The organism is Kordia zhangzhouensis (assembly GCF_001005305.1).
Lineage (GTDB): Bacteria > Bacteroidota > Bacteroidia > Flavobacteriales > Flavobacteriaceae > Kordia > Kordia zhangzhouensis.
This window is the reverse complement of record NZ_LBMH01000005.1, coordinates 151,758-163,639: the sequence shown is the minus strand read 5'-3', so window position 1 is coordinate 163,639 and position 11,882 is coordinate 151,758. Positions and strand designations below refer to the sequence as shown.

The window sequence follows — 11,882 nt, the reverse complement described above, 5'->3', positions numbered from 1 at the left end:
AATTATCAGCCTCGATAATTACTATGTAAAAAAGTATTGCTATGGAACAGATTCTGCAAGATTCAGTATTAGTATCTAACTACATTAATGGCGATGAATGTGCATTGGGCATATTGATTGAACGTCATAAACAACGTATTTATAGCTTTATTTATTCTAAAGTCCTTGATAGAGATATCACAGAAGATATTTTTCAAGATACTTTTATCAAGGTGATAAACACGTTGAAAAAAGGAAATTACAATGAAGAAGGTAAATTTCTTCCGTGGGTAATGCGAATTGCTCATAATTTGGTAATTGATCATTTTAGAAAGAATAATAGAATGCCTAAATATGATAATAGTGGCGATTTTAACATTTTCTCGGTGTTAAGCGATTCAAATTTGAATGCAGAAAGTAAGATTATAAAAACACAGGTAGAAAATGATGTGCGACGATTGGTTGAAGAACTACCAGAAGATCAAAAACAAGTGTTATTAATGCGTATGTACCAAGATTTGAGCTTTAAAGAAATCTCAGAAAAAACAGGGGTGAGCATCAATACTGCATTAGGAAGAATGCGCTATGCATTAATCAATTTACGAAAGGTAATCGATAAACATAATATAATTTTAACGAACTAATACAATAAAGTGTAGATATGTACGTTGTTGTTTTAAATATAAAAACTGACGTATGGCAAAAAACTACACTAAGAGTTCATCAGAAATGAAAAAAATGTTGCCGAAAAAGGAAACGATTAGTTTCTTGTTGAACTATTCGAAAGCTTTAAGTGTTATTAATTACAAAAGGATGAAGTTTGAAACACTTCTCAACTAAACTTTGGCAAAAAGACTCGTTAGCTGCGAGTCTTTTTCATTTTTAGTAGGTATTCATTAATTACAGATTTTCTTCCAATCGTTTTCGTAATGATATCGTTATCTAAATTCCAACCACGCGCAGGACTATAATCTCTTCCGTACCAAATGATTTGTAAATGCAAATCGTTCCATTTTTCTTTGGGAAATAAACGCTTAGCATCTTTTTCTGTTTGGACTACATTTTTTCCGTTGGATAAGTTCCAGCGATACATCAATCTATGAATGTGTGTATCAACAGGAAATGCAGGAATTCCAAATGCTTGACTAATTACCACACTTGCAGTTTTGTGTCCAACCGCAGGCAATTCTTCAAGTTCTTCTAAAGTTTTAGGAACTTGCCCGTTGTGTTTATCTATCAAGATTTGCGACAGTCCATGAATACCTTTTGATTTCATTGGAGATAAACCTACAGGCTTAATAATTTCTCTGATTTCTTCAACAGATAGTTTTACCATATCATACGGATTATCAGCGCGTTCAAATAGTAATGGAGTAATTTGATTCACACGAACATCGGTACTTTGTGCAGACATCAAAACGGCTATTAAAAGGGTGTAAGGGTCTTTATGATCTAGAGGAACAGGAATTTCAGGATATAAAGTTTCAAGAGTATCAATTACGAATTGAACTTTTTCTTGTTTGGTCATTTTTCAGTATTTTTAAACAAAAATAACTAATAAAAATACGCGACGCTATGAATACATTAAAAACAGGCGATAAAGTACCTGATTTTACCGTAAATGATCAAGATGGAAACCCAGTTTCTTTGTCAGATTATAAAGGAAAAAAACTAATCGTTTTCTTTTATCCAAAAGCAAGTACGCCAGGTTGCACAGCAGAAGCTTGTAATTTAAGAGATAATTATACCGAATTGAAGAACAAAGGTTTTGAATTGTTAGGAGTAAGTGCTGACTCTGAAAAAAGACAAACCAATTTTAAGAATAAATATGATTTTCCGTTTCCTTTGTTAGCAGATGAAAATAAAGAAGTGATTGAAGCTTTTGGTGTTTGGGGCGAAAAGAAATTCATGGGAAGAGTCTATGACGGAATTCACCGTAAAACTTTCTTAATCAACGAAAATGGAGTCGTAGAGCATGTGATTGACAAGGTTAAAACCAAAGAGCACGCTGCACAAATTTTAGATTTGGTAGATTAATTAGAAATTTTGTCAGGTTCAGCGAATTCAAAATCAGTATGTTCTAATCATTTTGAAATATTGTCTGAAATGATATTAACAGACTTTACCAATTTAAACTTGTAAAGTCTGTTTTTTTATTTTAATTCAATGCGCTTAAGAAGCAATTGAAATGTTTCTTCTTTTTTATTACCAATCAAGAAGCCAAATTCTTCTAATTGATTGCCTAGAAAAGGAGCAAGGTTACGTTTTTTTCCTCGAAAACTTGGATATAAGTTTTTTAGAGAAATCTCAATGGTTTCCCATTTTCCAGAAGTGTCAAATTTTGTAATATAAGAGTGCTTATCACTGCTTTCTTTTTTCAATCGAAATTGATACGTTTTTCCATCTCCTTTAAGGTGAATACATACTTTTTCTTTGCCTTCAAGAACTGTTTTTCCACAACGGAAACGAAGAGAAGAAAAACCTCCATTGTTTTCCAATCGCACCTTACCTTTAAAAACTCCAATTTTATCATCATTTATGTAAAAACTGCTTTCCGAAATTCCCCCCATAACATTATCAGTAAGCACATACCAATTAGAAATATTGTTTGTGGAGGTAAAATCAAGCAGTGTCATAAAATTTAGATAGAAGTTATTTGCGTTTATCTATAAAAAAAGCTCCTCAAAAGGAGCTTTATTATTATTTATTTTCTATTAGTTCATTTAGGTTTTGTTGAGTATATCCAAACAAATTCTGCTCTTTAATAATCTCCGCAACGCCATCAGGGAGCATTTCTTCCCAACCTTCTTCATTATTAGCAATCATTTTCAAAACTTTTCGAGAGAAAATCTGTAAAATATCCTGTTCAAAGTCAAAAATATCAATCACTTTTCCGTTGTATTTAAAGAATTTATACAACTCTTTCATTCGTGGGTGTACTTTTAGGTTATTACTGTTAATTAACTCTCCAGTCTCTCTGCGCTCCATTGGGTATAAGTACACTTTTAAATCTTTGTAGAAAAGTTTGCCAAATGCTTCGAGAATTCCTCCACTTACATGACGATAATATTTTTCATCAAAAATATCTACCAAATTATTTACACCCATAGTCAATGCCATACGTTCTTTGGTATAGTTTGAGAAGTATTCAACCAAGCGGTAGTATTCTTTAAAGTTAGAAATCATAACAGTTTGCCCAAGTGAGCCAAGTAATTGAGCTCTATCCATAAAATCTTGCTCATCAATTTCTCCTTCGGCACGCAAATTAGAAAGTGTAATTTCAAAAAGAACAACTGTTTTTTCTTCCTCTACTTTATTTTCACGAATAAAAATATCATACGATTTTTTGAACATGTCCATATTAACTTTTGTTACTGGACGAAAACTTCCGCGAAGTGCCAACACGTTCTTTTTGTACAATAAACGTGCGGGTAAAATATTATTTCCGTCAGGACCAAAAATTACGGCTTCTGTCATGCCATTTTTCAATAATTGTAAACTCATCAAGCGATTGTCTACTTGATCAAATTGCGGTCCTGAGAAATTGATGGTGTCTATTTCAATTTTATCTTTATCAATATGATCATACAAATAGCGCAACAAGTTTTTTGGATTGTTGTACTTATAGAACGCACCGTGAATTAAGTTTACACCCATAATACCCAACGTTTCTTGCTGTAATTTTGCATCATTTTCATGGAAACGTACGTGTAGAATGATTTCGTTATATTCTTGTGTAGGATCTATTTGATATTTGATTCCCATCCAACCATGACCTTTGTATTTTTTTGCAAAATCAATCGTAGCGACGGTATTTGCAAAGCAGAAAAACATTTTATCAGGATGCTTATCACGTGAAATACGATCTTCTAACAACGCCATTTCATGCGACAGCATTTTTTTAAGGCGAGATTCTGTTACATAACGACGGTCATGCTCTTCACCATATATTGCATCACTAAAATCTTTATCATACGCACTCATTGCTTTAGCTATAGTTCCTGAAGCACCTCCAGACCTAAAAAAATGTCGTACAGTTTCTTGCCCTGCACCAATTTCAGCAAAGGTTCCGTAAATTTGACTATTTAGGTTAATTCGTAATGATTTTGCTTTGATGGAAGGTACATTTTCAATATTGGTGTCACCTTTGTAGACAATAGCCATGCGTAGTATAAATTTGTTTAGTACAAAAATAATCAATCATAATTTTTTTTGAACTAAATATTTGAGGTTTTTTGTTAAATAATCAGTTAAATTTGACAAAAAGTCGTTAAAATACCTGTGTTTGTATTTAAAACTATCTAATTCTTAACAAATTATCTAACACACCGATGAAAGTAACTTTTTTGGGAACTGGTACTTCACAAGGAATTCCTATTATAGGGAGTACGCATCCTGTATGTTTGAGTAATGATTTTCGTGACAAACGCTTGCGTGTGTCGGTAATGATTACTTGGGAAAAAGCTACATATGTAATAGATTGTGGACCAGATTTTCGTCAACAAATGTTACGTGCCAAATGTCATCAGATTGATGGAATTTTATTTACACATGAACATGCAGATCATACGGCAGGGCTGGATGATATTAGACCGTTTTATTTTCGCCAAGGAGATATTCCAATGTATGCTCATAAACGGGTTTTTGGAGAGTTGGAAAGACGATTTGATTATATTTTTACGACTGAAAACAAATATCCTGGAGCTCCTGGCGTTATACAATATGAAGTAAAAAATAACGAACCGTTTCAGCTAAAAGGAGTTACCGTTACACCAATTAATGCTTTTCATTATAAATTGCAAGTGTTTGGATATCGTTTTAATGACTTTGCTTATTTGACCGATGTAAAAACTGTTGCTCATGAAGAGCGTGAAAAACTGAAAGGACTAAAAGTGCTGGTAGTAAATGCTTTACGCATTGAAGAGCATGTTTCACATTTTTCATTACAAGAAGCATTGGAATTTATTGAAGAATTAAAGCCTGAGAGAGCCTATTTAACACATATAAGTCATTTGTTAGGTTTTCATGAAGAAGTTTCTAAAAAGCTTCCAGAAAATGTATTTTTGGCGTACGATACATTGACAATTACTATTTAAAATACAATACACCTTATGACAAAGAGAATTTTATTGTACTCACTAATATTTTTAGTATTACTAGCGATATATCAATATGTAAGTATGAACAAAATGTATGAGAAACAAAATGCTAAAATTGAAGAATTACGTGAACAAACAACAACTTTACAGCAGTCTATAGAAGCTTATAAAGACACTACAAATGTCCTCATCAATGAAAATCTAGACCTCAGTTATTTTGCTTTAAAACATAATGGAGAAGCGTTGGCATATTTTGATGAATATAACTTTGAGAATGGTGATCCAACACAACTTATTGTAGATGCTATATATGATAAGAATTCGGCAACAGCAAACAATCCTTTAGTCCCATTTGATGGTACTAGCGGAAATTTTATGTCGGTTGATAAAGTAAAAGTTATCAACCATAAATGGGTTTTGTGTAGTTTTACCGATGGCGATTATTGGGGAGAAATGATTTTGAGATATGAGTTTGACAATACTAAGAATCTACGTTTCGAATTGGTTACGGAAGTATTATATGCAAAATATGAAGGGTAGTTTGTAAAATTCTAAAGAAAAGAATATGAAAGAATCGTCAAAAGAAATATCTTCGGACGATTTTTAGTTTTATAGCATTTCTACATTTACGGCATTTCTTGGTAAGTGCAGTAGTTTTTTTATTTTGAATACGGTTTTTAACAGGTGTTTTTTCTTTAGATATAAACTTATAAGCATATAGACACCTGATTAATCATGAGTGCATATTAACTATGTCCTTTTTTCTAGCCAGGCTTTGAATGAATAAAAGTTTTGAGGCGCAACACCATGTCCTACAGGATATTCTTCATACACATGTTGTATAGAGTGCAATTCCATAAAAGGAGTGATTTCGCGAGCAGCTTCAACCGGAATTACCTGATCAACACTTCCGTGAGAGCAATAAAAATCTAGGTGTTTGTATTTTTGATTGTCACTTATATCAAATAAGTTATGATTTAAATATCCACTTAGAGCAATTACATTTTTGATTTTTTCAGGATATGTAAAAGCAACGGCATAGCTTAAAATAGTTCCTTGACTAAAACCTAACAGGGTTACATTGTTGACATCTACAGGATAATTTTCTACAACTTCATCAATAAAAGAAGCAATCATATCTCTTGATTCAATCGCTTGTTCATCATTACTGATTTTTTCTGTGGCTGTATAGTGAATATCATACCAAGAATATCCATACGGAGGTAAATTTCTAGGAGCTCTTACAGAAATGACAAACAAATGCTTTGGCAATTCAGCAGCAAAAGAAAATAAGTCTTCTTCATTACTTCCGTATCCATGAAATAATATAATTACTGGAGCTTTTGCTTCTGAAGTTTCAGGAACTCTGATGATATGGTAAAGGGATAAGTTTTTAGCTTGCATGTGGGTCGTTTTTTATAAAGATTTAAACCATTCTTGAAAATAATCGCCTAATAAAGGAATGGGTTTGTATTCTCCTTGAATGGCATTTACAAGACCAAAAACCCATAAGACGATAAAAAATACATAAAATGAGCCAGAAATCATCCAACTATTAAAGTATCCAATAAAAAAAGAAATTGTGTAAAATAGAATATTCAATCCCAACGATTGGCGAATATGAAATCGAGCATATTCATTTTTAGATTCTACATTCATAGAGTAAGCAATAACCAATCCTATTAGAGTAATGTAAGAGATAATCGCCGTTTGCTTTCCTTCTTCAATAGTTTGTGAGTTCATTTTAAGATAACACTTTTTGGTCGTGACGTATAATTCCGTAAACAATTCCTTTGAGTTCTTTGCCTAAAAAAGCGCTATTGTGTGAACTACTCTGTATGTGTGCTTCGGAGAATGTATAAGTTTTATTCGGATTGAACAGTGTAAAGTTTGCCTTTTGTCCTTCTTTAATACTGGTTTTTTCGATACCAAATCGTTCCTTTCCTGCAGTCAACATTTGAATGGTTTTTTCAGTAGAAAACAACGTTTGTAAGGCTCCAAAAGCACTTTCCAATCCAATTGTTCCATACATGGCATTGTCAAATTCTACTTTTTTATGCTCTATATCAATTGGATTATGATCGCTGGTAACCATGTCAATTGTACCATCTTTTACGGCCTCTATTAAAGCTTTTTGATCATTATGAGTACGCAATGGAGGCAATACTTTGTAATGTGTATCAAAACCTTCCAATTCATCATCAGATAAGACTAAATTATGAATGGCAACAGAGCAGCTAACATTGAGTCCTTTTTGCTTAGCATTTCGAAGTAATTCTACAGATTTTGCCGTAGAAATTGTAGGGATATGTAGTTTCCCTTTCGTGTATTCTAACAAAAATAAATCACGTGCTACCTGTAATTCTTCTGCTAAAGAAGGAATTCCTTTTAATCCTAATCGTGTACTGTTATACCCTTCATTTACAATTCCTTTCCCAACAATTTGATTTTCTTGCGGAAAAGAAAGAATCAAACCGTCAAAGTTATCAGCATACAATAGGGCAATTTTGAGTAAGTTAGGATTTTTGATTGCTTTTTGGTAATCGCCAAAAGCTATGGCACCTGCATTTTTCATATCAAACAATTCTGCCAAATCCACGCTTTCACTATTTTTTGTCAAAGCACCTATTGGATGTAATTCTACGGCATTTCCCAAAGCTTTAGTTTTTAAGAAGGAAATGTCTGCTTTAGTGTCGGCAATAGGATACGCATTTGGATTGACTGCTACGGCTGTAAAACCACTTTGAGCAGCAGTATTTAATCCATTCTCAATGGTTTCGCGCTCTTCATAACCAGGTTCTCCAAAACTTACACTGCTGTCAAACCAACCTTGCGAAACGTGTAAATTTTCATACGAGATAGTTTCGTAGTCGTTTGTATTGTCAATCGTAGCAGCAATTTTAGTAATGATTCCATTTTCAATCTGAATATCCACCGTTTTTTGATGGTATTTACTTGAAGAATCTACGATGGTAGCGGATGATATGATGAGGTTCATTTGATGAATTTTAAAATCAAAATTTCAATGCATAAACATAGCAATGCAAAAATAACAAACCATTTCCAAAGCGAAGCAACAGACTGTTCATTTTTTAGCTCTTCAAAAAACTGCGCTACGGTTGTATGTGTTTGTGTAGGATATAAGTTTTGCAAATTGTGATATTGCAGATTGCTTTCAGATCGATCAAAATTAAAACTTACTTTTTGCAATTCAATATCTTTATTCATTACCTGATATATTCCTGCTTTTTTAGGAAATTCATTCGTTGTAAGACGTACTTTGTTGGCAGTTGTTTGTTGAAGCGGAATAAATTCTTCTTTTTCGTTAGAAAGAGTCAATACGGCATCTTGACCAAGAGAAGTTTGTACGTCGAATGCGTTTTCCCTTCCTAATGTGAAGTACAATTCAGATAATTGTAAACTTTTTTTAGCAATATTATAAAACACAGGAACAATCAAAGGTGAATTTTGGAAGTTTGAAGTTTCTGTATTTATTGGAGCTGTAAAAAGATAAGTGTTATTACGTTCGATTAAAAACTGCGCATTATTTTCAAAAGTTAAAATAGTAGCAGTTTCTTTTTCTACATAAAAAGGAACGGTTACTTTAGGATATTGAAAATTGGTAACTTTCTTTTCAAAAACGTTTGTAAATAATGGGTGTGAAAAGCTAATTTGTGTTATTCGTTTTTCGGTAGCATTTGGTAGTTTTTGAAGTGACCAAGGAGTATGAGTTCGTAATAATTCGTTATAGCTAGTCAAATTACTCTCTTTAGAAGGAATAATTACAAGTGAACCTCCGTTTTGTTTAAAGCTTTTGAGTGCGTTTACTAACGGAATTGAAATATTTTTTAATTCGTTAAGAATAATTAATTGTTGTGAAGAAATCACATTATAATTCAACTGACTTAGTGGAGTAGAGGTTAGCCTAAATTCATCCTCAGTATATAATTTCTGCAAAAAATTGTCATTTGCTTCATTAATGGCAAGGACATTAATTTTTTCAGCTTTGTTTATATTAAAAAATAGTTGATTATCAAACTGTAAGGAAGCGTCATCAATAAGAATATGTCCGTCAATAATGGTATTGGGTGGAACTGTAAAGGTAACTTCTGTTGTGTTTTCTGTATTAAAATCAGCAGAGGATTTTGCAATCAAATTTTCTCCGTTGTAAAGAGAAACGGGTACATTTTGGGTTGGAACTCCTGAATTTTTTAGTAGTACATTTAATTCGATGGCACTTGCATCTTGTGACGAAATATATAAACTATCTAATGAAATATTGTTTGTATTGACAGGCGTTATTTGTACAAAATGGGTAGAGAAAGTACTATCTTTTACAATATTTAAAGCTTCTTTTTGTTGAAAGTCGGAAATTAGAATCAATTTTTTGATGGAATTGGCTTGTTTAGAAAACAACTTTCTTCCTTTTAAAAAAACAGCTGGCAATGCTTCTTGATGGTTTATGTAATCCAGTTGTAACAGTTCGTTACGAATACTTTTTATGGTTGTATTCTTAAAGGTTTCTGAATTTGTAAATAAAGAAATAGGCTCATCTTCAGGAACTGTATTTAGTAACTCTTGAACAGCTCGTTTAAGCAGTGCCCCTTTTTCACCTTTTGCCTGCATACTGAACGAATTATCTAAATAAATCACTGTTTCTTGCTCGGTTTTTACGATGTCTCTATTAGCAAAATACGGTTGAGCAAAAGCGACAACCAATGCAGCTATGACAAATAATCGCGTACAGAGAATTAACCATTTTTTGAGTTGCGAACTTTTTCGCGTTTGAAGAATAACATTCTTTAAGAACTTTACATTTGTAAAAGCGGTCTTTTCAAATCTACGCAATTGGAAAAGATGAACAAGAATAGGAATGAGTAGTAAAAATAACGCGTAAAGTACTTCTGGGTGTTTGAATTGCATTCCTAAAAAAACATTTGTCAAATATAAACGTTTAATTCTATTTTTTCATTATTTCTATTTGATAAAGAAGTGTTAAAGGAGTTTTTTAATATTGTTTTGCTTTTTTGAATTTGAGCTGGTAGAAAATAAAGCGACTAGCCATTAAGCTAGTCGCAAATATATGTATGTAGTTGTTATTTTTACTGAATTAGTTTTTTATTTGTTTAGACTTAAATAGCTGTACAATACTGAGTACAATTGATGGAACAATAAGCAATTTATACATGGTAAAATAGTTGTTCTCATAGAAAAAAACACAAAACAAATAAATCAAAAAACAAAGTTCAGTAAAATATATATAGTTCATGATCTGTTTTTTGTGAATATAAAAGTCAACAGACAATCTATTTATGAACAATACTATTACGAATAATAACGTGTGAAATAAAATCGTATGCTCTTGTTCAAATAGATATATTGAGATGATACCCAAGACAGCTATAAAATACAAAATAATGAGTATACGGGCTTTTTTTGGTATTGTCGAAAATGTTTGTTCTTTAAACATTATTCTATTCTTTTTTTAACTGAAAAAGTCACACCACGCGTCATAAATAGCTATAGCTGTAGCCGCAGCAGCAGAACCAGCCCAAGCACCTGCAGCTTTTCCTCCTAATACACCGCCAACTGTTCCAGCAGGTCCAGCAAATGATCCAGCAGTCCCACCAACGACACCGCCAACAACATAGCCAGCTACATCGGCACCTACAATGATACCACTTCGAGGATCTCTTTCTGCACCTCTAGTAAATACAGCAAAGTCGTAATTTTTCCAAAATTCTGCCGAGTATTTAGCAACTGCAAGAGCGCCTAAAGCATATTCTTCATTATCATTCCAATGTTGAGACAAAATACGTTGCTCATGTGCAGTCACTACAGCTTTTATTGCATCAAAAATCTCTGCGTTGGTAGCTGCATTATTGGCTGCGTTGAACAAGTCATGAAGCAAGTTTAAAGTATATTCTCGATCTCTACTTGTAGCTCTGTCATTTAAAACTGCCGCAGCTAGGTCAAGACTTGTAACATTATCTCTGTCAAACCATTCTGAAAGATCTAACTGGTCATATACTTGTTTTTGATAAGATACGGTTGAATTGGTTTGTGTGTATCGACTATGATATGCATTGTTCATGGTATTTGCAAAAATTCTTTTGTAATCATCACTCAAAAATGCGGCACGATCCCATTCGCCATTGAGAAAGCTATCTTCTAACTTCCGTGTAAAATCTAACATGAAGTTATTATGCTCAACTCCAATATACTCTAAAGGATTGATATAAGCATTTTTAACAATTTCGGTTTGCTGCGCATCATTATTGATGGTGTCTTCGCTACAAGCATAAAATGCAATAAACGATACTAATAATAAAGCAAATAAAGACTTAAAAAAGTTTTTTTTCATGGTATTAAGTTTTTATAATAGCCAGATTATGAGGCTTTTTGTTGATTAATTTGTCCACTAAACTAACGCATTCTAGACATTTTTAAGCGCGGAAGATACGTTGGTTATGATGACTTACTTCATTCTCATCAAGTGCATTTTTTTTGGGTATATCAGCCCGTTTTTGTAGGTTATTTTTTGTAGATATAGCATGTGGTTTTTAAATAGATTCACATACATAAATATACTATATAGATTCTTAATTTAATAATTAATTTGTAAGTTTTTAAGTTGTTTTTAAATTATAAAAGATTACTTTTTTAATAAAAATTAACTGCATATTGTAAGTGATATAGCTTTTACTATATGTACAATTCATTATGTTGTGTTAGGAGAGTGCATTTGTTTACTTTCAAAACTACGTATAACTACGCTAGTGTGTTAAAAAATAGAGTGTTACA

At 32.5% G+C, this 11,882-nt stretch carries 12 protein-coding genes; 4 read left to right on the top strand and 8 right to left on the bottom strand.

Annotation, left to right across the window (positions count from 1 at the left end; all coding sequences use genetic code 11):
- Window positions 1–41 precede the first annotated feature (41 nt).
- Complete coding sequence (locus AA088_RS09390; protein WP_046744732.1) at window positions 42–623, top strand: RNA polymerase sigma factor; 582 nt, start codon at window positions 42–44, stop codon at window positions 621–623.
- Window positions 624–838: 215 nt separating this feature from the next.
- Here the strand turns inward: AA088_RS09390 and AA088_RS09385 are convergent, their stop codons facing one another.
- Entirely contained in the window at window positions 839–1,507 is a 669-nt protein-coding gene (locus tag AA088_RS09385) for an endonuclease III domain-containing protein (RefSeq protein ID WP_046744731.1), read from the bottom strand.
- 47 nt (window positions 1,508–1,554) lie between these two features.
- Here AA088_RS09385 and bcp point away from each other — a divergent pair, with 47 nt between their 5' ends.
- Complete coding sequence (gene bcp, locus AA088_RS09380; protein WP_046744730.1) at window positions 1,555–2,016, top strand: thioredoxin-dependent thiol peroxidase; 462 nt, start codon at window positions 1,555–1,557, stop codon at window positions 2,014–2,016.
- Window positions 2,017–2,132: 116 nt separating this feature from the next.
- Here the strand turns inward: bcp and AA088_RS09375 are convergent, their stop codons facing one another.
- Window positions 2,133–2,615 (bottom strand): CIA30 family protein, encoded by a 483-nt coding sequence (locus AA088_RS09375; protein WP_046744729.1) that lies wholly within the window; start codon window positions 2,613–2,615, stop codon window positions 2,133–2,135.
- A 64-nt stretch (window positions 2,616–2,679) separates the two neighbouring features.
- The gene (locus tag AA088_RS09370) at window positions 2,680–4,143 is read right to left on the bottom strand and encodes a nucleotidyl transferase family protein (protein ID WP_046744728.1); all 1,464 of its coding nucleotides are present in this window, start codon (window positions 4,141–4,143) and stop codon (window positions 2,680–2,682) included.
- A gap of 167 nt (window positions 4,144–4,310) precedes the next feature.
- On the opposite strand from AA088_RS09370, the gene AA088_RS09365 reads away from it, so the two are divergent.
- A complete protein-coding gene (locus tag AA088_RS09365; RefSeq protein WP_046744727.1) occupies window positions 4,311–5,075 on the top strand; it encodes an MBL fold metallo-hydrolase in 765 nt (254 codons plus the stop codon).
- Between the two features lie 15 nt (window positions 5,076–5,090).
- The gene (locus AA088_RS09360; RefSeq protein ID WP_046744726.1) at window positions 5,091–5,618 is read left to right on the top strand and encodes a hypothetical protein; all 528 of its coding nucleotides are present in this window, start codon (window positions 5,091–5,093) and stop codon (window positions 5,616–5,618) included.
- Window positions 5,619–5,828: 210 nt separating this feature from the next.
- Here AA088_RS09360 and AA088_RS09355 read toward each other — a convergent pair whose 3' ends face one another.
- The 5 genes from AA088_RS09355 to AA088_RS09335 all read right to left on the bottom strand — a co-directional run bounded on the left by AA088_RS09355 (window position 5,829) and on the right by AA088_RS09335 (window position 11,442).
- The gene (locus tag AA088_RS09355) at window positions 5,829–6,482 is read right to left on the bottom strand and encodes an alpha/beta hydrolase (protein ID WP_046744725.1); all 654 of its coding nucleotides are present in this window, start codon (window positions 6,480–6,482) and stop codon (window positions 5,829–5,831) included.
- A gap of 12 nt (window positions 6,483–6,494) precedes the next feature.
- The gene (locus AA088_RS09350; protein ID WP_046744724.1) at window positions 6,495–6,821 is read right to left on the bottom strand and encodes a DUF4870 domain-containing protein; all 327 of its coding nucleotides are present in this window, start codon (window positions 6,819–6,821) and stop codon (window positions 6,495–6,497) included.
- A gap of 1 nt (window position 6,822) precedes the next feature.
- Entirely contained in the window at window positions 6,823–8,076 is a 1,254-nt protein-coding gene (locus AA088_RS09345; protein WP_046744723.1) for a dihydroorotase, read from the bottom strand.
- Complete coding sequence (locus tag AA088_RS09340) at window positions 8,073–10,022, bottom strand: BatA domain-containing protein (protein WP_316931682.1); 1,950 nt, start codon at window positions 10,020–10,022, stop codon at window positions 8,073–8,075. The genes AA088_RS09345 and AA088_RS09340 overlap by 4 nt, the downstream gene beginning before the upstream one ends.
- A gap of 541 nt (window positions 10,023–10,563) precedes the next feature.
- Window positions 10,564–11,442, bottom strand: coding sequence for a hypothetical protein (locus tag AA088_RS09335; protein WP_046744722.1), 879 nt, complete (start codon window positions 11,440–11,442; stop codon window positions 10,564–10,566).
- Between the last annotated feature and the right edge of the window lie 440 nt (window positions 11,443–11,882).